The 21091-nt window shown below is 57.5% G+C and carries 24 protein-coding genes; all 24 read right to left on the minus strand.

The features are described 5' to 3' along the window. Positions 1-4: 4 nt before the first annotated feature. The gene (locus tag FHS27_RS06300) at positions 5-415 is read right to left on the minus strand and encodes a hypothetical protein (RefSeq protein ID WP_184303186.1); all 411 of its coding nucleotides are present in this window, start codon (positions 413-415) and stop codon (positions 5-7) included. Next, positions 412-1218 (minus strand): radical SAM protein, encoded by an 807-nt coding sequence (locus tag FHS27_RS06305; protein WP_184303189.1) that lies wholly within the window; start codon positions 1216-1218, stop codon positions 412-414. The genes FHS27_RS06300 and FHS27_RS06305 overlap by 4 nt, the downstream gene beginning before the upstream one ends. Then, on the minus strand, positions 1215-1928 hold the full coding sequence (locus FHS27_RS06310; RefSeq protein ID WP_184303192.1) for a glycosyltransferase: 714 nt from the start codon (positions 1926-1928) through the stop codon (positions 1215-1217). Before FHS27_RS06310 ends, FHS27_RS06305 begins: the two co-directional genes overlap by 4 nt. Then, positions 1921-2694 carry a glycosyltransferase family 2 protein gene (locus FHS27_RS06315; RefSeq protein ID WP_246419168.1) on the minus strand — a complete coding sequence of 258 codons (774 nt, stop codon included), beginning with the start codon at positions 2692-2694 and terminating at the stop codon, positions 1921-1923. Before FHS27_RS06315 ends, FHS27_RS06310 begins: the two co-directional genes overlap by 8 nt. Then, a complete protein-coding gene (locus FHS27_RS06320) occupies positions 2687-4060 on the minus strand; it encodes a glycosyltransferase family 25 protein (RefSeq protein ID WP_246419170.1) in 1374 nt (457 codons plus the stop codon). Before FHS27_RS06320 ends, FHS27_RS06315 begins: the two co-directional genes overlap by 8 nt. Then, entirely contained in the window at positions 4035-4601 is a 567-nt protein-coding gene (locus tag FHS27_RS06325; protein WP_184303194.1) for a hypothetical protein, read from the minus strand. The genes FHS27_RS06320 and FHS27_RS06325 overlap by 26 nt, the downstream gene beginning before the upstream one ends. Then, a complete protein-coding gene (locus FHS27_RS06330) occupies positions 4598-7303 on the minus strand; it encodes a hypothetical protein (protein ID WP_184303197.1) in 2706 nt (901 codons plus the stop codon). Before FHS27_RS06330 ends, FHS27_RS06325 begins: the two co-directional genes overlap by 4 nt. Beyond that, entirely contained in the window at positions 7303-8094 is a 792-nt protein-coding gene (locus FHS27_RS06335; protein ID WP_184303200.1) for a hypothetical protein, read from the minus strand. The genes FHS27_RS06330 and FHS27_RS06335 overlap by 1 nt, the downstream gene beginning before the upstream one ends. After that, positions 8094-11225, minus strand: coding sequence for a phage tail tape measure protein (locus FHS27_RS06340; RefSeq protein WP_184303203.1), 3132 nt, complete (start codon positions 11223-11225; stop codon positions 8094-8096). Before FHS27_RS06340 ends, FHS27_RS06335 begins: the two co-directional genes overlap by 1 nt. Next, positions 11183-11467 carry a hypothetical protein gene (locus tag FHS27_RS30735; RefSeq protein WP_221224909.1) on the minus strand — a complete coding sequence of 95 codons (285 nt, stop codon included), beginning with the start codon at positions 11465-11467 and terminating at the stop codon, positions 11183-11185. The genes FHS27_RS06340 and FHS27_RS30735 overlap by 43 nt, the downstream gene beginning before the upstream one ends. Beyond that, positions 11467-11982: a hypothetical protein gene (locus FHS27_RS06345; RefSeq protein WP_184303205.1), complete on the minus strand. Its 516-nt coding sequence runs from the start codon at positions 11980-11982 to the stop codon at positions 11467-11469. Before FHS27_RS06345 ends, FHS27_RS30735 begins: the two co-directional genes overlap by 1 nt. 421 nt (positions 11983-12403) lie before the next feature. Continuing rightward, positions 12404-12820, minus strand: a complete 417-nt coding sequence (locus FHS27_RS06350; protein WP_184303210.1) for a hypothetical protein — start codon at positions 12818-12820, stop codon at positions 12404-12406. Positions 12821-12835: 15 nt separating this feature from the next. Beyond that, a complete protein-coding gene (locus FHS27_RS06355; protein ID WP_184303213.1) occupies positions 12836-13393 on the minus strand; it encodes a hypothetical protein in 558 nt (185 codons plus the stop codon). Further along, positions 13390-13833 carry a hypothetical protein gene (locus tag FHS27_RS06360; RefSeq protein WP_184303216.1) on the minus strand — a complete coding sequence of 148 codons (444 nt, stop codon included), beginning with the start codon at positions 13831-13833 and terminating at the stop codon, positions 13390-13392. The genes FHS27_RS06355 and FHS27_RS06360 overlap by 4 nt, the downstream gene beginning before the upstream one ends. Next, the gene (locus FHS27_RS06365; protein ID WP_184303219.1) at positions 13830-14210 is read right to left on the minus strand and encodes a hypothetical protein; all 381 of its coding nucleotides are present in this window, start codon (positions 14208-14210) and stop codon (positions 13830-13832) included. The genes FHS27_RS06360 and FHS27_RS06365 overlap by 4 nt, the downstream gene beginning before the upstream one ends. Further along, positions 14207-14485 carry a hypothetical protein gene (locus tag FHS27_RS06370; protein ID WP_184303222.1) on the minus strand — a complete coding sequence of 93 codons (279 nt, stop codon included), beginning with the start codon at positions 14483-14485 and terminating at the stop codon, positions 14207-14209. The genes FHS27_RS06365 and FHS27_RS06370 overlap by 4 nt, the downstream gene beginning before the upstream one ends. A 5-nt stretch (positions 14486-14490) precedes the next feature. Further along, positions 14491-15525 carry a hypothetical protein gene (locus tag FHS27_RS06375; RefSeq protein ID WP_184303225.1) on the minus strand — a complete coding sequence of 345 codons (1035 nt, stop codon included), beginning with the start codon at positions 15523-15525 and terminating at the stop codon, positions 14491-14493. Further along, complete coding sequence (locus tag FHS27_RS06380) at positions 15515-16126, minus strand: hypothetical protein (protein WP_184303228.1); 612 nt, start codon at positions 16124-16126, stop codon at positions 15515-15517. Before FHS27_RS06380 ends, FHS27_RS06375 begins: the two co-directional genes overlap by 11 nt. A gap of 23 nt (positions 16127-16149) precedes the next feature. Beyond that, positions 16150-16500: a DUF2190 family protein gene (locus tag FHS27_RS06385; protein WP_184303231.1), complete on the minus strand. Its 351-nt coding sequence runs from the start codon at positions 16498-16500 to the stop codon at positions 16150-16152. Between the two features lie 21 nt (positions 16501-16521). Beyond that, positions 16522-16851 (minus strand): DUF2190 family protein, encoded by a 330-nt coding sequence (locus tag FHS27_RS06390; RefSeq protein ID WP_184303234.1) that lies wholly within the window; start codon positions 16849-16851, stop codon positions 16522-16524. Between the two features lie 55 nt (positions 16852-16906). Next, the gene (locus FHS27_RS06395; RefSeq protein ID WP_184303237.1) at positions 16907-18928 is read right to left on the minus strand and encodes a phage major capsid protein; all 2022 of its coding nucleotides are present in this window, start codon (positions 18926-18928) and stop codon (positions 16907-16909) included. Next, positions 18897-20390 carry a phage portal protein gene (locus FHS27_RS06400; RefSeq protein ID WP_184303240.1) on the minus strand — a complete coding sequence of 498 codons (1494 nt, stop codon included), beginning with the start codon at positions 20388-20390 and terminating at the stop codon, positions 18897-18899. Before FHS27_RS06400 ends, FHS27_RS06395 begins: the two co-directional genes overlap by 32 nt. A gap of 60 nt (positions 20391-20450) precedes the next feature. Then, positions 20451-20648, minus strand: coding sequence for a hypothetical protein (locus FHS27_RS06405; RefSeq protein ID WP_184303243.1), 198 nt, complete (start codon positions 20646-20648; stop codon positions 20451-20453). 109 nt (positions 20649-20757) lie between these two features. Next, entirely contained in the window at positions 20758-21000 is a 243-nt protein-coding gene (locus FHS27_RS06410; RefSeq protein ID WP_184303246.1) for a hypothetical protein, read from the minus strand. Between the last annotated feature and the right edge of the window lie 91 nt (positions 21001-21091).

Below are 21091 nucleotides of genomic sequence, written 5' to 3' on the forward strand. Positions count from 1 at the left end.
CAGGTTAAGACTCGCTGCCATCATTCGATGATTCTTCGTCGGGTTGGACTGGATGCACGACGGGATATGGCGGCATGCCTGGGTAGTACTCGCCGGGGTGCCCCGGCGGCAGGTTGTCCGGCGCTGAGTAGCCGGGCGGAACGTGATACGGATGATCGGGCGGAAGCCGCGGCCAGGTGTGGATCGGTGGCGGGGCTTCAATCACGACGGGTTCTTCGGGTTCGGGCGGCCACGGCCAATCCTTGGGCCACCAGTCGGGTCGCGAACCGGAAATTGAAGTTTCATCGTCGGTGCTGGAGCCTTCCGGCGGGTCGGGATTGGCTGGCCACAATGGTGATTCACTTCCCGGCGGATCAAACGGCGGGATGAATGGAGGCGGCGGCATCTCGGGTTCGAATGAATCATGCGGTGTCATCGCAGGGCACTCCGTTGCAATGGATTTGGATGAACGAATTTGGTGCGGTCAGAGGGGCATAGACCGCACTGGGGAATAGCCTTGCGTTGCAAGAACCGGTGAACTTCAGCATCGCTCGCGTCGGGCGGGCAGGCATGGTAATCGCGGAATGGCTGCCACTGCGGTAGGTGGTGCAAATTCAGCTTGGCTTCGACTTGGTTGAAGTAGGCTAACGCCGGACATTTCCACAGCATTGAGCGGTAGAGCTGCGTGCAGGTCTTTTGCATGCACACTCGATAGGCCGCGGCCGGCTTTGATTCGAAAGGAATCGGCTTGCCATCCTCGACGTTGTATTGCCGCATCCAACCTCGATGCGACTGTCGGATCTTGATTTGGATGCCCGGGTACTCTTCGCGCCATCGCCAGACGAGATGCTTCACCTCCCGAAACCGTTGCACGTAGGCTTCGTGAGTTCCGTGTTGACTGACTTCGAGGCGGCAATTCGTTTCCAGCAGGATTTCCGGCAACTTGGGAAATCGGTGCAAGAAGAAACCGTTCGTCACCAACATCAAATGACTATCAGACCAATGCTGTCTGGCGAGCTGAATGTGCCCGATGATCTGTGGATTTAAGAGTGGCTCGCCGCCTAGCAGCGCGAATCGCGTCGGCTTCAATCGATGCGACCAGTTCGAATACTCCACGTCGGCGTCCTCAATGGTCGGCAACTTGCCGGCGACGTGAAAGTTGCTGTAGTGGCTGCACTGCTGGCAGGAGAGATTGCAACCATGAGCGACGTGGTATTCCAGGGCGGGCAGATCGATCATCGCCAGATCACCTTTTCCAATCCGTGTTTCTCGAGCCCGCGTTTCAGGAATTGCGGGCGATGTCGCTTGTAGCCAGGCGGATCGATGTGTTCATGCTTGAAGGAGTGGGAAACGTCGCAGGCCACATTGACGCCAGCGACTTTGCATCGCCAAAAGAAATCCCAGTGTTCTTCAACTTTCAGCGATTCGTCCCAACGGATCGCTTGCAGAATGTCGCGGTAGGCGACGAAGCAATTGCCGACGTAATGACACCACCGAATCGAGCCACGTTGTTTCAGAACGCCACGATGGATACGGAGACGACGACCGTTACTTCTCAGTAATCGTGGACGCTCTTCATCGTTGCTCAGGGCAGCAAGCAGATCGATGTCGCTGTGCTTGTTGAGCTTGTCGACCAGTTCCGGAAGTCTTGTTCGCTGCGTCACCAAATGATCGTCGTCGGTGAAGACAACGATCGGCGTCCCGCCAGCGTCAAGCAATCGATTGCGCCCGGCGGATAATCCAATGTCGAAATCTGTCTCGATCAATTGGTCCACCATCGCCGTTTCGGTCGGGCAATTGGTCGAGAATCGCAGTTCCGGCTTACCATCGTCGAGCACATGAATCGCCGGGCGATTCGTTCCGTAGTGTTCGTGGATGCTCTGCACGAGCGCGGCACAACACTGGGGTCGATGAATGGTCTTGATACAGAAGGTGACTTGATCACGCATGGACGATGCCACCTCCCGGGTATCGCATTGAATGGAATCCATGTTTGCGAAGGCCGAGCTTCCTGAACTTTGGCCGACAGCGCAGATCGCCGTAGTGTTTCGCTCCAACGTGGGCATGAACGACCATGCAGTCCTCCGCGACGGCGACTTTCAGTTTTTCAATGTGGCTGGCCCGATAGAAAAACTCCCAGTGTTCGTAGGTCTTGATCTCGGGATCCCATCGCAGCTTGGCCATCGTGTCGCGACGCGCGAGAAATGCGTTGCTGGACATGTCGCACCAGGCCAGCGGGCCAATGCGCCGGTGTTCGCCTCGGAACATCCAGATTCGCCGGCCATTCATCAGGGGCGCAAACAATAGTGGCCGACCGCCGCCGCCCTGTCGGACGCCGAGGATATCGATGTCATGCTCCTGAAATCGATCGTAAACTCGATTGAAGTGCAGGTCCGGAGTGACGACGTGATCGTCGTCGAGTAAGAAGATGAGCTCGGTTTCTGCGGCGTCGATCGCCGTGTTGCGGCCAACGCCAACTCCGACGTCGTGCCGGTCGAGGTTGATCACATGGCAGTGCTTGGCCATGTCGGAATATTTTTCCGAGAATCGCAATTCTGGCCGGCCGTCATCGACGACCACGATCTTGGGCTGGTTGAAGTGCTTTCGTAGCGACTGAACCAATCGATGGCATGCCCAAGGACGATGGATCGTCTTGATGCAGAACGTGATGTCGTCGGGCGTGAATGGTCTTGCTTCCACCATTGGCTCACCCATGCTTTCGAAGGTCTGGGTTGACGTGCGCGATGGCCGAGGCGATTTCGTCTTCGGTCGGTTCAATGCCGAGGAATTCAATCAATTCGCCAATGACGCGATCGGGCTCCGCGGTCAGCTCGGCAAACTCGATCTTGAAGACCGGAACCTCTGGATGCGTTTCGATGAATCGATCACGGTGTTCCAAAAGGCTCCGCTGCAGACGGTCGCAAGATTCATCGTCGGCAGCGAACCACTGCCCGGCGTGCTTGCGGGAGCGATCTTGCAAACTGCGGATGGAGGCTTCGATGTCGCGGTTTACAGCGATGATTCGTAGTGAATCGCCGAGTGCCGTGTGCAGATGCTCTGCGAAACGACAGAGATGTGGATATTTTCCCCCGGCGACCGTTTTGTCACGATTGGCTTCTGACTTTCTCGTGACAACCCAAGATTTCAGTTGCTGGATCAACTGCTGGTCACTGATCACCGGATCGGTCGCCGGGAACCGCATGGCTTTCTCGCATAGCTGCGCGAGTCCAACCGCTTCGCCGCCGCCGGTCGCCTCGTAGCCACCGAGTTGGTTGCCCATGTGAACTCCGAGATGATGCATGACCATCGCAACACATGAGGTGCCCGCGCGGTGCGGCCCGAGAACACCAAAGAATGGTGCGTCCGAGTGATCGGCGTTGCGGGCGTCGTTGAAGAACCGCGTCTGATTCCACTTCCGGCCGCAGATGTTGGATTTGGTTGGCAACTGCCCCGCCATCCAACGGTCCGGCGTATAAACCGCGATCGATTCCTTTTGAATGTTCTTGCCTTGGACCAGTGCTTCATAGCGGCGTTGAATGAAGCGACCGAGGTGATGATCGATGTGGTGTTTGTGGTGCCAGTCGTTCCATGTCAGATGCCGGTACAACGCTTTCATGTTCTCGCGACCGCGGACCATGAACGCATGGGTGCGATTGACGTTGTAGGGGCGATAAACATGTTCGCTGACCTTCTGCGGTGGATGCTTGCCGGCATAAAGGTGCTGGCCGCCGAGGTAGGCCAGTCCCCAATCGGCCGGCAACTCATCGACGAATGCGCGGAATCGCGCGGGAAAGTCCTCGGAAAATCCCGCGTCATCCTCGAACACCACATACGAATCGATCTGTTCGGTCAGGCACTTTTCCAAGATCAATAGATGCGATCGGTAGCAGCCCCACGCTCCGTTTCCGGCTCGCCATTGCGGCGGTGTGGCGACGTGCCGACCATCGATTGCCGGAAAACGCTCGGGTTCGGGTAACGGCCACGGATCGGGCAACTGTTCGAGCCATTCCCGCAATCGATCGGGCCGGCGGTCGAGGTTGATCAGGAAGCAGCGATCAACGATCGAATGGCTCTTCAGCATCGTCGTTCGGCTCGGATGCCCCTTCGGGGAACTTTTGTTCGAACTTGCGGATGGCGGTGTTGACGAGTCCACGGGCGATTCGAGCCGTAAACCTTCCATGGGGCAGACCTCTTAATTGGGCTTCTTCGAGTAACCAGTCGACGATCGTGTCGATGTTGCGGCGGCAGCCTTTCGCACCCCAGTCGTTCATCGTGTCGACCCGGGTTTCGCAGTTGCACGTTTCGCTGGGTTTGGCAAACCAGGCCAACATGCGTTTCAGTTCATTGCCAGGACCAGGACGGAAGCGATCGATCTTGATCGTCTCGCGTTCATCACGCTCGGGCAGATAATTGCGGAGCAGAGATTCGAGTTCGCGTGTGTCCTGTTTGCGGCGTCTCTTGTTGACCAGCGCCATGCCGATCGTGACCAGGTTGATCGCTCGTGGGTTGTCGTTCGCTTGGCAGGCATTGCAAGCCGAGGGGATTGTGCGAACCTTGCAACCAGCCATTTGCCCGGCGACTTCGCAGGCGTTGTCTTGGGTCAAGTGCGGACAGTGAATCATGCCGTCATCCCTGCAACTTGACCGTCGTAGGCTCCGGAACTGCTCGGTGGCTCGCCGGGATCTTCGCAGTCGCTATCGACTAGTTCCCAACCGCAGGACCAGATCCAGGTGCTATTGCACGGTTCACTCGATCCGCTGCTGTCCTCGGACGGTGGTTCGCTGGCACTGTGGCTCGGTCGTTCCGATCCTTCGCTGGATTCAGATCTGCTTTCGCTGGGGCGATCGGAACTATGGTCGCTGCTTTGACTCGGCCGATCGGATTCGGAGGTTGACCGATGACTTTCTGAGGGAGGCTCGCTCTGGCTCGCCGAGGAATCCTCCACGCTGGGATCGTCGACGCTGTCGCTGGGGCGGTCACTGTCTGAGCTCGATTCAGAATCACTATGGGAGCGTGAATCGGAGCCGCTTTGAGATCCAGAATGCGAATCGCTTGTTGACGTTGAGCCTGAATCGCTTTGCGACCGGGAACCGCTTCGAGAGTCCGAATCGCTCGCCGATGATGGCTGGGACCCACTCGGTTCGCTGACGGATCCTGAGCCGGAGTCGCTTTGTGATGTTGAATCGGAGCCGCTATTGGAATCTGAAACGCTTGTCGAGTCGCTCGCCGATTCCGAAATGCTGCCGGAGCCGGAGTGACTCAGTGAGTAAGATTCGCTCGTTGATGAATCGCGTGAATAGCTTGGCTCGCTCTGTGATGCACTGGTGGATTCGGATTCGCTTTCTGACTCAGACGTTGACTCGGATTGGCTTGATTCCGATTGGCTTAGGCTGCTAGCGGACTGGCTGTCGGAATCTGAGCGTGATTGGCTTGGTTCAGAATAGGACTGACTTGTCGATTCGCTTTCCGAGTCGCTACCTGAATCACTCGATTCAGACTGAGACTTCGAAGATTCAGAACGCGAGGAACTCCCGCTGGATAGGTCACTTTCGCTTCTGGAGCTTTCGGATTCCGATTCACTTGATTCAGATCCGGACGAACTGGCTGAATCGGATCCCGACGATGAATCTGACGATCCTGATCCGGAGGAGCTGGCGGAACTGGATGAACTGTCGACGCTCGGGAAGCTAACCGACCGACTTGATTCGCTTTCGGATTGGCTTGATCCGGAGTCGCTGCTGCTTGCCGATGACGCGCTCGAATCGCTGGATGAGGAATCGGAGCTGGATGTATCGGACGATTCAGACTTCGAATCGGATGATTCTGACGAGTCAGAGGATGACGCCGAGCTGTCGCTGGATGACTGGCTTGACGAGTTCGAGGATCCGCTTGATGAACTCGATTGGCTGCTTTTGGACGAACTTGAGTCACTCGATGATGAGCTGCTGTCGGATGAAGACGAACTGGACGATGAGGAACTGCCGGAAGACGAACTGGATGAACTCGATGACTGACTTGAGCTGGATTCCGACGAACTGACGGAACTGCTGGATGAGCTGGGACTTGATGATGACGAGGAGCTGCTGGATTCCGACGACGAAAGCGAGCTTGATGAAGAGCTGGAAAGCGAGCTACTGGAACTCGACGAAAGACTGCTCGAGCTGGATGAGCCCAGGCTGCTCGACGAACTTTGGCTCGACGATGCGCTGCTAGAGCTACTGCCGGACGACGAGTCACTGGATGATGAACTACTCGACGAGGAGCTGCTTGACGATGAGCTGCTGGAGCTTGAGCTACTGCCATCGCAGCAACGGCACCCAATCGTAAGGTAGGCCGATGTGTCCTCGTGGAAATGGCAAACGATCTGCTGCGATGCCAAGAGCGCGTAGTCGCAGACGTTGTAGACTGAAACTTTGACGCCGACTGGCCGCCACTGCGACCCGTCAAATCGCAGTTCGCGAGCCGTGCCCCAGGATTTGGCTTTGATCCGGCGGGTCGGTTTGCAGAGTAGTGTCTGCTTGGGAGGGTCGAGCACCCACGACTGGTTGCCATCGAAGGTGACCGAGAGATACTGGTCCCCGGAACCTTCGATTGGCCCGCGAATCCGTTGGGCCGAGTGATTCCGAGCAACAATGCGGACCTGTTCACCGTCGACGTCCAACACCGGTTCGATGTTGCCGGATTGGTCCAGTCGGTGGAGATCACATGTCCCGCTGCCGGTCGTTGTGCCTTGGCGGGCGCTGATGCCGCCGACCGGAACCTTGACCAGATAGGCGATGTCGGTCGGATGGCCCACTCGGACGACCGCCCACTGCAAACCGGTTTCCGACGGATTACGTCGCCAAAGGATCTGGGCCGATCCCTCTGGTTTGGATTCCAGATAGAAACTCGGCGACAGTGATGCGTCGGCGAAGTCATGCCAGGTCTCGGTGATGTTGACTTGGGCTGCGACGACACCGTCGAAGACGACGCGACCAACCTTGTCTTCGGCGATCGGTTCGATCGCGACGCCCACTCGCCCCGTTGAATCGCTCGCCCCGGGCTTGCCGACTTTGATTGTCGCATCGCGAACGAATCGAGCGAGTTCGACCGGACCGTCGAGCGGGTCGGTCAGTGGCTGAATAAAACCAGCGGCGCCACCGATCGGAATCGTCTGCGTTGTGATGTTGTGAACGCGAACCGTCGCCGCATTCTGCAGGTGCGTCCGTGGTCCGCCTCCACCGGGCAACCGATTCTTATGCAGTGCATCAGCCGCCGCCAACAGCCGGTTGTACTCGGTGGCGGTGATATTGTACTGGTCGCCGGGGCGAACTCGTCGTGTCATCAGTTGATGCCCAGCGCGTTAAAGTTGCCCTCCGGATAGACTTGCTCGACGTAGGCGGCAGCCGGACGGCGTAGAACGCGATCGCCGACCACCTCTTCATCGTGCCGGACCCACAAGTAGTCCCATCCCCGCTTGCTGATTCCCGAGATTGCGCCAACGGACAATGCCGGTTGATTCGGACGCGCGGCAAAGTGATAAGTGATGTCGACCCAATTCTGATCGTCTTCGCCACCCTCGCCGCCGAGAAATAAGGCTTCACCGGGTGAAAAGATCGACCAATTGGTCGAGTTCGTGCGACCGGTCATCGACACGACGGCCAACAGATAGGCGGTCGAAACCCACTCGAACTTCTTCCGCACCGAGAACTCGAATGCCGGTACAGTCACATCGACGCCTTCGACACCGGAGTCGCTGACGCCGATCGCGCCCTGGTAGATCGGAGCGACCTTGCCCGGTGCGGGATAGATTCCGCGGGTACCGAGCGATTGATTGAGGTGCGTGGTTGCTCCGGTCGTGTTGAACGAGACCGGATCGAGCTTGGTCTTGTTGGTAGTGACGCTGACCAACGCGTGTTTGGCGTTGATAAACTCAGCGTCGATCTGCAGGTACGGAATCAGGTCCGGGAAGTTGGCTTTGTAATAGCCGTAGGCGGCGCTGGCAGCCGCCGCCGGATCGACTGCGCCACCGTTGGTCGCAACATAGGCGACGAAGTCCGAATGCGATTTTCCTCGCGATGCCTTTTCGGAGAGCGCCGCGGTCTCGAAGTTGTATCCGCCGGCCGAAAAGCTCATCAGCTAAACACCAAGCCTCCGGACTTCGATCGCTCGACGAGCCGACGCGTATTTTCCGCGGTCGCGATGATCGCCCGTTTCATGTCCTCCGTGATGCCATCACCGGACGAAGCGGGAAGCTGCAAACGCGACGTGGCACCGCTGAGTGCCAAATCGAATTCGCTGAGCGACTGACGGACCGAGGCGAAGGTTTCGTTGATGGCAACAACATCCAGGGCCGGTTCATCAGCTTCAGGCTCCACTACTGCCATTGCCTCGACGACAGGTTTATCTTCCTCCGGAATTTTCAGCTGCGGCGCCGCGATTACCTCCTCGTCCAACGGCTCGATGGGATCGAGCTTCAGAGGCTCCAGCTTTCTCGCACTACTGCCGAGCCCCAATCCACGGGAATCGAAGTTGCCTGCCGACTCGACTTGCGCCGTGTTGTCGGGACCGTCTGCAAATCGATCCATTGATGCCTGAGCATCTGGATCGATCCCGAGTTTTAGATCCTTCGGGTTCGGAGGCTGCAGTTCGGGATCATCGATCCCGGGGAGATCGACCGGGGGAATATTGACCTCATCACGATTGATCGGTTCAGGCAGCGCCGGCGGTTTCGGCGGCTCGGCAATGTCAGGTGGGGAACCAGGTTTAGTGCGGTCGGATGGTGCGGTCGCATTGTTCGCCCGATCAATGGCGGCCTCGAAGTCGGCTTGAGCTGCGGCAACCTTTTCGTCTCGTTCCCGCTGGCGATCGCCCAACTCATTCGTACGCGCTGCCTCACGAGCTGCTTTGGACTCCGCCCGCATTTGGTCGAGGGTGGATTGGACACCGGCCGTGGTGTCTTCGATCAGTTGCTGTCGTTGAGCCTGAGCAGAATCGTTTTCCCGAAACTGTTGCTGTTTCGACTGATCGACGACCGCATTCTTAGCATCGGTCTCCGCGTCAATGGCTTGCATTTCCGCATCGAGATCGCGACCTTCACGTGCTTTGCGCCGTGCTTCGAGTTGAGCCGCGATGCCCTTTTGCATCTCGATGCGGTTGGCTTCGATCTGCTGTTTCCGTTTCGATCGTCGCTGTTGCCGCTCAATAATTGCCTGGTTGCGACGCTGTTGCTCGGCTGCTTCGGCCGCGCGGGTATCGGCGTCGATCTTGGCCATTTCGACGTCGACATTGATATCGTCGTCGAACAGAGCTTTGAGTTTGATCCATGCCTTCTTGAGGAAGCCGACCGTCGAATTCCACATCGATTTCACCTGGCCGACAAACACGGTCCATGTGTCGGCCAAGTAGTCGACTGTTTCAACCCATGCTTTCTCAACGCCAGCCAGGGCATTGATCAGTACGCCACCGATTTGCACGGCAACGTCACCGGCGATATCGACCAGTTCGTGCAGTTTCAGGAATCCCTTCTTCAGAAAGCCGATCGTATTGTTCCAGCCTTTCTGGACCGCGGACGTCAGAATGGTCCAGCCGTCCGCCATGAATCCGAGCGTGTCGTTCCACACACCGGCTAGCCCGGACAACGCACCGATCAATACGTCACCAACGGCATACGCCGAGTCCGCCCAGACATCCGCGATGTACTGAGTGAACTCGGCCCATTTGGTTTGCAGAAAGGTAGTGCCTTTGATCCACTGCAGTTTCAGGTACGACCAAAGCACGTCGGTGGCTGCAGTGATGTCGCCGGCCGCCAGCGCGTTGGCGATCGCACCGAAAGCGGCGAGTGTTTCAGCTTTGAGAACTTCAAAGACGGTGCCCAGGTACTCGATCGCCTTGCCAGCGATGCCGGTGGAATACAGGAAATAGCCACCGAGGGCAGCGATGGCAGCGACGACAAGGCCCAGCGGCGTGAACAACATGCCAACGGCGCTGACGATCACGCCGATGGAGGCACCAATGAAACTAAAGATGCTGGCCAAGCCTCCAACGGCGAAGGATGCCGCGGCGGCAAACGAACCAAGCGTGAACAGTGCGGCGCCGATTCCGATGATGGCGACCGCACTTGCCGCCGCAATCTTGACAATCTTTTGATTCTTATTGATCCACTCGATCACCCCTGAAGCAGCCCGGCTAAACGCATTGACCATCTTGGTGACGCTACCTTCGAGCGATTCGCCGATTGCGATGGCGACGCCTTCGATCGAAGATTTGAGAATCCGAAACGCGCCGCCCAGACCGCCTTCCATTTCCTCCGATGTCTTTGCCGCTATTCCACCGGCGTTCTGAAGTTCTTGGTACAGCTCACGCGTATCAGCGACTGATTTCCCGATGGAGCTGGCAGCCGTGATGCCCAGCAATCCGAAGACTTCGTTGAGTTTTTCCGCCTTCTCGGCGGTGCCCATGTTCGCGGTCGCTGCAGCGACTTCGCCCAGGATGTCGACCAGCGATCGGGCGTTGCCCTTGACATCCTTGGTTGCCACACCGAAGACGGCTTGAAACTTCTCCGATTCCGCTGCGCTGATCGTCAGCAATCGACGCATGGCGTTACCGGCCGATGAACCTTGGATGCCCATGTTGCCGAGTGTTCCAAGCACCGCCAGAGTTTCTTCCAGACTCATGTTGGCATCGGCGGCAACGGGACCGGCATAAGACAAGGCTTCGCCGAGCGATTCCACCGTGTTGAATGATTTGTTCGCCGCGGCGGTCAAACCGTCGGCGACACGCGTTGCTTCGCCGGCTTCCATGCCAAATTGCCGGATGGTGGCGGCCATGATGCCGGAGGCCTGTGTGGCGTCGGTACCGGTCGCGCGAGCCATATTCATCACTGCGGCGGTCATTCGCTCGATCTGCTCCGGCTTGAAACCGGCACGACCGAGTTCCGTCATCAGCGAGGCGACTTCGCTGGCCGAATAGCTGGTCGTTGCACCGAGCTTTTTGGCGGTATTGCGTAGCGACTCCAGCTGCGTTTCCGTCGCTTGCGTGATCGCGGCGACACCGCGCATGGCATCGTCGAAGTTGGAGAAGATGGCCACGCTACCGCCCAGAGGAGCCGCAGCAGCGGCGCCGAGTCCCATGAGTTTCGTGCCGAGCAAGCGAGTTGATTGCCCGAACGATTGCAGTCGCTTCTGAGCAGATCGAAGCCCCTTCACGAACGCTGCATCCTTGGTCAGCAGTTCGACGTAGGCGGCTCCGGCTCGGACTTGCGACATGGGGAATGGCTACTTGCTAGAAGCGATGGGCTAGAAGGCGTGAACGCAGCACCGAGAAGAGTGGCAACCTGCTCGACGGTTGCCTGGGCGGGCACGGGCTTGGCGGCCGTGTACGGATTAAAGTCATCGGGCTTGAACGGCTTGCGACGACGCCGTCGATCGCGATTGATCTCAGCGGTCAGTGCCATGACGCTCGAGGCGATGTTCCAGTCGTGGCGTCGCCGAGCATCCGCCATGCGCATCAATTGGCGGAGGGTGAGTGGTCCTGGATCGACTCCGACGACGCCAGCGAGTTCGATGACGATGCGCTCAACGTCGGCACCCCGAGTTTCTGTTCGAGTTCGCTCACGATCGAGTCCACCAGTGTCGGATCGTCCAGTCTCCGTTCGATCGCTTCGAGTCCCCGTGTCTCGATCATCCGCTGTTTGTCGGCCGCCTTCCGCAGAAGACGGCGACGGGACTCCGGGAAGTAGGCCACCAAAGCATCGACAACCGCTTTGCAGGCTTCATCGATTGCGTCGCCCGCCAATCCTTCGGCGAATGCTTCATCGTCTACATCTTGCTGGTCCGCTTGCGGTTTGCAAATCGCAAACAACACGTCGCCCAGCAGCAAGGGATCGGTCGCCAGACGATTGATCAAATCGCCATCAATGGCATCGAGCAAACGAACGTCGGTGAGTGTTTTCACGCGGCGAAGCGTCGTATTATCGATATCGACGATCCATACCCGACCGCGACGATCAATGAATTTCTGCATGGTAAAAACTGCTATAAACTTCTAGGTTTCATTCTGCGTAAGGGGCAAGTTCGTCTCGCAAAGCCAGTACGCATGAAAACGATGTAGAATTGACGTTCAATCAACGGAAAAGGATTATGCGAGACTGCTTCGAACTTGTGGAACTATCTCTGTACATAGTCGGGATAGCATTGATTCTGCCAGTACTACAGATATTTGATGGCCGTGGCTCTGTTGGAGCTGTTCTGTTCCTATGCTTGGTCTTTCCGATTCCGTTTTTCCTTGCTCGACTGCGAGTAACATTCCCTGAGCGGATTGATGTCGCGTTCGAGCAACTCGCATACTGGACGTTTTTCGTTGGCTTATTTGTGATGGCAATCCTATGCGTAACCGCGGCATATCGATGGATAGCCTCTGTTCAATGAAGAAGATGTGACGTCGGTCACGCTCCGCTTCCGCTGCCCACATTCATCCCGCCACCGGACGAAGACTGTGTCGGCTTGAGTGTTACGTCCGCCGAGACGACTTCTTCGAGGTTTTGGTTGACGTTAAAGTTCATGACTTCGCATGTCAGCGTTAGCGCACCACCTGCATCTGAAATGCCGACATCGCACGGTGTGCCGCTGCTCCAGAGTCCTTGCAGCATCCCGAACGAGGTGTCGCCGTTCTTATTAAGCACCGTGAACTCAATTGAGGCATCTTTCAGCGTACCGACCGTTGCTCTCCAACCATTGTTGGCTCGCGTTGATGCATCCGCCTCGGCCTTCTCAAGATTGACGGTCAGGTCTTTGACGTTCTTGATCTCGGCGCCATCGATGGTGAGGACGGCGTCGAGACCGAGGACTACTTCTGCTGACATATTGATTCTCGCGAGTTACTTCACACTGTCACGCCAAAACTTGGGCAAGCGTGATTGATTGGCTTCGAGGGCGGGCCGCATAAATGGCCGTTTGGGATAGCGACGCGGCTTTGAAGTACCGCGCCGCTCGTTTTCTGCTTCGATCAGTCGGGTCGCACGGTTGGCTTGGGCTCCGGTCAGCAACTTTGTCCGAGCAAACTTGCCAGGCCGGATGACTCGAATCGGACCGTGTTCACCGACGCGGAAGCGATGACGTTTGAGTTTGCGGCGCTTCGTGGAAACGCCTCCAAACTCGTGCAGGTTCCACAGTCGGCCAGCAATCTCGTTGACCGGTCCGATGACAGCTTCCTCACGGTCGCGATTCACCTCGTAGCGAATCACGCGACGAAGCATGCCGGTCTGCGTGTGCGGTGGCGATCCTGGACTGGACGGCTTTTTTCGTTTGCGGATCGACCGTTTGGCGGTCAGTCGAATCGTTCCGGCTGCGTGCCCGAGCGATCGAAAGTTTGCGGCCTGAACCTTCTTTTGGACCTGGCCTTGGTTGAATCGGACACGAGTCCGGATATGGATCACTTGGCCAGTTCAAACGTAAGTGTCAGCAGGCTAGTGAACTGATTGAACTGCGTCCAGTGTTCGACGGAGTAGAGCACTGCATTCTCGACTTTCACGCAGCGGGCGGCGACAAGCGAGTTGAGTCGCTTCAAACGGAAGTAGTCTGCCAACTCTTCGACAAAGAAGACCAGCGGGTCGATCTCTTTAGCGTCACCCTTGGAGAACTTCTTCTGGACCGCCACGTCGATGGTTGCGTGAAACTTGTTGCTGGCTCGGTCAAGTGGCAAGTACTCGACTTCCCGAGGCACGACGGTGACTCGCAGTTCCTTCATATCTTCGAGGTCGAAGTTGGGAACGTACAGTCGCTGGGCTGCGAGGTTCTTTTTGCTGAAATCGCCGGCGTTGATTTCGGCAACGACACTCTCGGCGATCTGTATAACGGTGGCGGGATTCGCGGTCATGAAATGGTATCAACCAGTTTGGTATGGATGCGGAGTTTGACGCGAAAGGGATCGCTGTAACGCCATGGCGGCTCGTTGCCGATCGACATAAGCTCATAGATGAACGTCGTGTCACCGTCCGTTTCGAGTATGCGGTCACCTCGGCGAGGCCAAGTGCCGATGGCACTACTGAGCAGATCTTTGGAGTTGATCAGAAAGTCTCGGACTTGGGCTCGCGTGATGATGCCTTCGCCATCTTCTTGCTCGTATTCCGACTTTCCGATCGTTGCGGGAAGCTCGACCGACAGTTCATCACGTTGGTAGGTGACCATGCGTGATGCGTGTTTGGTCAACTTGTCAGAGAGCCAAGCCTGACCACGTGCGAGCAGGTCGCTCACGATTTGGTGGAACGTAATGTGGATGCCGGCTTCGACTTGAGCAGCGTCGCTGCCTTCTCGCCCAGCTCGTCACGCCACGCCTCATCGGCTCGCCGTTGATATTCGTCGGCGATTGCTTCGGCTTCCTCGTTGAGCTGTTGTTGCCGGAAGTTGGCTTGCCTGGCAAACGGCTGAGTGAAGTTGAGGTTGCCGCTGTCTCGATCACGCTTCTTTGCTGGAAGCAAAGCCACGGCGACGAGTACCAGGACGACAACGGTTGCAATTCCAAGAATCATGAGCCTTACATGCCTCGCTTGATGAGAATGAATCCGAGCAGAATGATCGCGACGACAATCAACGCGAGCGTCGCCAGTTCGCCGGCACCGGCCCAGATGAATGCGTTGCGTCCACCGGAATCGCGGTCGAAGAGTGGTTCGCGATCGCGGTCTCGATCACGATCGAACGGTCGCCACGTTGGTTCCGTCGGTTCGATCGGACAGTAACCGTCGGGGCAATCTTCGGGAGAGAGTTGAAGCGTCGGTGAGATCGCTGAATCCCAAGAGTAGCCGCGTGACTTCAGAGCGCCAGTCTTCTGAGCTTGGCGAGTTTGCTGATAGAGTTCGTAACCGTGTCGCAGGTCATCGAACAGTTCCGCCGGAGTCGACGGCAACATTGTGTAGCCTGCGGCATGAACGTGACCGCCACTCGAGTCCTGGAAGAGGACGACAGGGAACTGGCTGGCCGGAACAATGTCCGCATAGCGAGTCTTGTAGAGGGCGTTGCTTTCGGTGTAGACCTGGAACTCGCAACTTTGTCGGAGTTTCGAGAGCTTGGCGTCCTTGTTGAACCAGTCCGTTAGTTGCTGACTTTTCGCGTCGTTGCCGACGAACAATGCAATCTGGTATCGCTTCGTCGCACGTTCTGGAACTGCGTTGCCCGCGGAGTTCGCTGGCGTGACGATGATCGGCGCAGGAACCGTCGGAGCTGGCACGGTTGCTGGAATTGGCGTCGACGGGCGGACAACTGGCGAGGCCGGGACCACGCGATACGGTCGCAGTGTCGGTCGCACAACTGGCGGACAAGGCGGCGGGCAGTATCCAGATTGCTGCTTGAGTTCCCCTTGTGCGTCGAGGTTTACCTGAGCAGGCTCGGGCAGCTTTTCAATTTTCCGGCCAACCGGCGGAGTTGGTCTCGCCGTGGGAAGTCGCCAGTCATCATTGGTTTGCGGCCGAGGTGCTCGGTGCAATGCCGTGAAGACTACGCCCAGCAAGACGGCATGCAGGACCGCCACGACGATCAGGCCAACGCTCAGCCGGATCCGAATTTCATCTTTCATCAACAACCTCATAACTTCGATAGGGCAAGGAACTGGCGGGGTCTTCCATGACGGTTAGTGCGAATCCGCCGTAACCCGCCCAGAGGCGTACAAACTGTTCACGTGGCGTGAGCTCAAAGCGGCCGGGATAGTTGTTGTCCAGGATCGCGGCGTACTGCTGACCGTTTCGCTCGACCCATCCGACAAAGGTGCAACAGTGGGCGGGCTTCCACCAAAGAATCGCACCACGTCGTGTGGCATTGGCCCAGTCGAGGAAGCGAGGGTCAGCTTTGACTGTGTAGCTGTAGTCGATGCCGGCCGCATCGAGCCGGTTCCGCAAACGTGTGTCCCACTCGCCGTCGCTGTAGGTCGCTCGCCAACGTTCGCCGAGTTCAAACTCATTCAGCCATCGCAGGTGATTGACCAGCGACGCGTGAACGCAGCTGCCTTGATTTAGCCGGCCAGTCCAATTGCGTTGATGCAACTGAGGCGGCAGGTTAGCGATGGGCTGCTCCGGCGGCGGGGCCGGCAACGGTCGCACTTGCACATCGCGTTGCGGTAAACAACCGGTGCAGACAATGAGGGCACAAAGCAAAACGAGAGATCGCAACTTGGCATCCATGCGAATAATGACCTGATGCAAGATTACTGAAGCAGCCGAACTCGAACGGCCGGAGTACTCGGCGGAGCATCTTCGACCGAGATTCCGATCATCGAGTGCTCGTACTGGTTCTTGATCACGTGATGGCTGATCTCGGACCAGTAAAGAATCGTGCCGGCAGGAATGTTCGTGGTCGGATCTTTGACGAGGCTGAAGACGCCACGAACCGTGATGCTGCCACGAGCCCCCGCGTAGATGCCGAACTTGGCGACGCCGACCAGCTTGTTCAGAACGACAACGTCGCCAGGTGCGATGTCGACATCTGGCACGAATGGAATGGTGTCACCTTCATGAACGAAGGTGGCCCCAGCGGGAACGATGATGGCGTTGCTCACGTGGCTTCATCACTTGGTTGATCACTGACTGAGACGCACGCGTACAAACTCATCGGTCGTGGCAACGTCGGCGACGACCTTGCCGAGATACACCGTGTTCGTGTCAATCAGAGTGATGATGCCGTCATTAGTGGCATACACCTTCTGACCGGCCGAGTACTCGTCCTCGCTAGCCATGGCTTTCGGGAAATCGAAGACGCCTTCAACGGCAACCGAGCCAAGCACATCCGCCTTGAGGTCGCGCTTGGTGATGCCGACCAAATCGCCTTGAATGACGATTGATCCAACCGGAACGTCGACATCAGGCGTAAAGTCAACGTGTTTGCCGTCGTGAACGAATTGAGCTTGCATGGGAGTCCAAATAAAAAGCTGAGAGATCAAGAATCAGTTGAGACCGCAGCGAGGATTACTCGCCGGCGACCTTCACGGCAGCGCGGTGATCCTGAGAGTTCACACCGAAGTCGATGTAAGAGCGGAAGCCCATGCCCAGGGTGTTCGGCGGCATTTCCACGCGTTCGATGACCGGTGTGCGACGTCCGTTGAGGAACACGATCTCAAACGCGGGCAGGACTCGCGGGTTCGCGAATAGATACCAAGCTGTGCCAGACGCACCTTGGTAATACGTATCCGACAGATGCGGCGTGGAGATGACGCGATACTTGTTGCGGTGCGGGTTGTCGACGGGGATCTTGGTCGGCGACCCTTGAGCGTCGATCATCAGCTGGGCCGAGCCCATCAAAAGTTCCGCTTCGGTTTCCAATTCGACCGGAACCACCAAGTATTCGGGCCGAATGTTGATCGGCTTCTGGTCCTTTGGCTTGCCGCCTGGACCTGCCTTCTGCTTCCGGAAAGTTGTCTTGGCAACGGTCAGGCTATCCGGACCGAACTTGGTGTCGGGACCTTGCAGGAAGTTGGCGTTCGCTGACGAGAAGAAGCCAGAGTTTTTCAGCAGCAACGTGAAGAACAAATCGTCGATCGACTCGGCACCCGAACGTCCCATTTGTCGAGGGATATCCATGAAGGCGTTGAGGTCATCGTTGATGATGTCGTGCCGCGTCAGCGTGAGGATCTGACCGTACGTGTCGGCCTTGTTCGTGAACTTCTGGTCCGACAGTTTTCCATGCTTGAGCTCGCCGTCGGGAGCGACCTGTTCAAAGCCGCCGGTACCAAGCAGGCGATAGCGTGAGACCTCTTTGAAGTCAGAGACGGTGCCGACACTGCAGAGATCGAAAGCGGCGATTGGTGTGTTCTGGTAAGCTGCGAGCAACGTCTTGTTCATGACGTTTTCCATGATGCTCGGCAAGCTCATGGATGAGAAACCGGCGCGGATGGTTTCCGTTCCGTCGCCGAAGACACGCGGCACATTGATGCCTTCGCTGCGAGCACACTCGGCGACCAGTTCCTTCAAGCCAATATGACGGAGCGGGTTGGCGGCTTCGAGTGTTCGCTCGCCATAGCTGGCGAGAAGTGTCTTTTCGTCGATGCCAACCGACAAGCAAGCCGCGGCTTCGAGGACCTCGCGGTTGTATCGCGGAGAGTGTTGCGATTGATCGGGAGCTTTGGGGCGTTCGCTGCGTAACACGGTGAGCTCCGTCTTCGTGACTGACCAGCCTTGCTCGATCGCGTCGGCTTCGATGGTGGGATGCTTGTCGCCGCAGAGCTTGCGAATGCCGGCGATGCGACGTGATTCGGCGGCGGCCTCGGCACGCATTTGTTCGACTGCCGAGACCGGTTGAGATTGCGGTTTGGCTTTCGGCTTCGTACTCATGGCGAGACTCGCGTTAACTGGTTCAAGTTCGTCCGTGGTTTCTTCGTCTCCGGTATCCGGATCTTCTTCCGACTGGCCGGCAGCGACGCGAGCCTCGGTGTTGTCGTCGGCACCGAGTGCAACAAAGGAGACTTCACCAAGAGTGGATTTGCGGGCGATGTAGAGCGGGCCGTTGTGATTACGCCCGTTGGCTTTGGCAGTTTTGCCTTCCGGGATGAAGACCACTTTGTCGGCGCTGGCCCCGAGCGACGCCTGCCACGGGAATCCGTTCTCGCTTGTTGCGATCACTTCCTGAGCCGTTGCACCAACGCCCGAAATGACACCGGCGACCTCCAGTGATCGGTCGCTGATTTTGATGTCGTCGGTGTGGCCGACGATTGATCCACGGTCATGGTCTTTCAGAATCGGACGTGACTTTCGAGTCACACGCAGACCAGCCAGGTCAACCACGACCGGATAAGGCCAACCGCCAAGCCGCATCGCTCCGCCCGTGTAAGCGACCATCGAAAACTTCCGCAGCGCCGGCTTGTCGTCACCTTCGATCGGTGGATCAGCCGCTGCTAGCGTGATCGTCGCGGCGTCATCGCAGACGATACGCAGCGAACTGGGGACGGATTCGGCTTCCGCTTCAAGCGGTTTGGGGTTCAGCGTCTTCGGCATGGTCTTCCGTGACTTCGGGTTCGGATGAAGAATCAGTTTCGGACTCGATCGTCAGACCGAGGTCACGCATCAGGGCGATTTCTTTCGCACGTTGTTTGAGTTCCGTCTCCCAGTCACGCCCCTGCCGCGCAAATTCGATAGCCAGAGTTGTCGTATGACTGGCGAGACGGATCTTTTGGGCATTGGCCTCTTTGGCGGGATCGACATGTTCGTGTCCGTCCCAGAACCATTGGTGCTCGAACGTCGAATCGAGTGTGCGAAGCGAATTGGGCAGGTAGCCCTCGATGAGAATGGCTTCGCGAAGCCAAGCGTGCAGGATGCGATCGAGCACCACGCGGGCGAGTTGTGATTGCTCGACACGAATCGATTTGAAATAGGTCTGGTGATCGAGCCGCCCACTGGCATAGTTGTAGCCCGACGAATTCCCAGCAGCGACGTTGAACGGCATGTTCAAGCAGCGAGCGATTTCGTTGAGGATTTCCTTCTTGAACTCCGCGTAAGTGGTCGATGGCTGCTCGCTCTTCATCTGAGCCATCTTCCAGCCGCCAGGCATCGTCAGCAGCATGCGTTTTTCGAGCTCGATCGGCTCGAAGGGTTCCGCCGCATCAGCTTCACCGTTGGCCGGCGCATCGGTGTAAAGGATGCCGGCGAATTCAGCAGCCGTTTCCGCAGCGGCGAGAACCGCCAGGGTGAATCGTCTCAGTTGTGCAAACAGCGGCAATGCCGGCGTGATGTCTGGGATGCCGCGAATCTGTCCGGGGCGATCACAGCGAAAGTAGTGGACCACATCCACTGCAGGCACGGTGTCATATTCATCGTCGACGACAAAGAATCCATCGCCGGGGTGATTCTTCAAGACGTCGTACGATACCGGGTTTCCATCAGCATCAAACTGAATGCCATCGAGGTAGCGGCGTGTGTCGGGTGTTAGCGTCGGCGAAGAAACTTGGTCGGCTTCGATCAGACGCAGATCCAGATTCACTGGAGTCTCTAGCCGCTCATTGCTGGTTAGCAACCCAAACGACTCACCGTCTGCGACCCGAGCCAATCTCATGGTTCGCAGCTTTTCCGAAAGACCAACCGCTTCGCACCAGGCGAAGAACTCTGCCTCAACAAACCGATTTGCCGCGTCATCACCGGTGAGCATCTGCAGTCGCGGCCCAGTTCCAACGACATCGTTGGCAAGTGTCAGCGTAATGCCGCGTGCGTAGCTGTTGTTGGCGACTTCGTAACGCGATCGATTGCGAAGCGTCCGTCGAACATCGGGGCTGTTGGCCGTAGCGGCGGAAAGTCCGTCGGCGCGCGACCAGTGTTTGAGATTGTCGAGTGTTGTGTTCGCTGCGTCGTATTTGGCACGCAAGCGAGAGAAGAAGGACTGCCGGGGCGAGCGTCCAGAGGCGGCGGACAATTGTGCCGGCCCGCCGCGCAGTTGCTCGATGATCCCTGACAAACGTTTCAGCATCCGTGCTGTTTCCTGTTGCCGTCCCCGACAGCCCTTGTGGATTGGAGAGCGAAAGAAAGATCAGCCAGCCGATGGTGGCACGATCTTGTTGAAGCGAAGTCCGCGATGCGGCTTGGTCACGGCACTCTTGCCGGCGAGATGTTTGTCAGCCGCGATTTGGTCGGTCAGCTTGTGCTGTTCCACCGACCCAGCATCGCCCGAAGCCTTCGCCGGCCCTTTCGCGTTCTCGCGAATCTCATCTTCGAGGATTTCAGTCATCAGACGATCTAAAGGAGGAATTGATGCTTCCCGTTACCTCTAGACCTTCCAACTTTCGAAGTCAAAAGTCGAAACAGGTATTCGTTTTTCCCAAAACTTATGTTGCCGTTTAAGTCTTTGTGGTCCGTTGAAGCTCAGTCGCTCTCGCCAATTTGCATGCCGCCGACGGCGGCACGATCTTGTTGAAGCGAAGCCCGCGATGCGGCTTGGCAACGGCCTGCTTGCCGGCGAGATGTTTGTCCGCCGCGATTTGGTCGGTCAGCTTGTGCTGTTCCACCGACCCGGCATCGCCCGAAGCCTTTGCCGGCCCGGAGGCGTTCTCACGAATTGTGTCGTGGAGGTTTTCCGTCATCGTCTGCTCCTGAGAACCATTGTCCGTTCTCAGGTTACTTATGCCGCGATTAGACGACTTTGTTCGCTTCCACCGTTTTTCACACTGCGGT

Origin of the sequence: Aporhodopirellula rubra (genome assembly GCF_014192335.1) — a bacterium.
GTDB lineage: Bacteria > Planctomycetota > Planctomycetia > Pirellulales > Pirellulaceae > Rhodopirellula > Rhodopirellula rubra.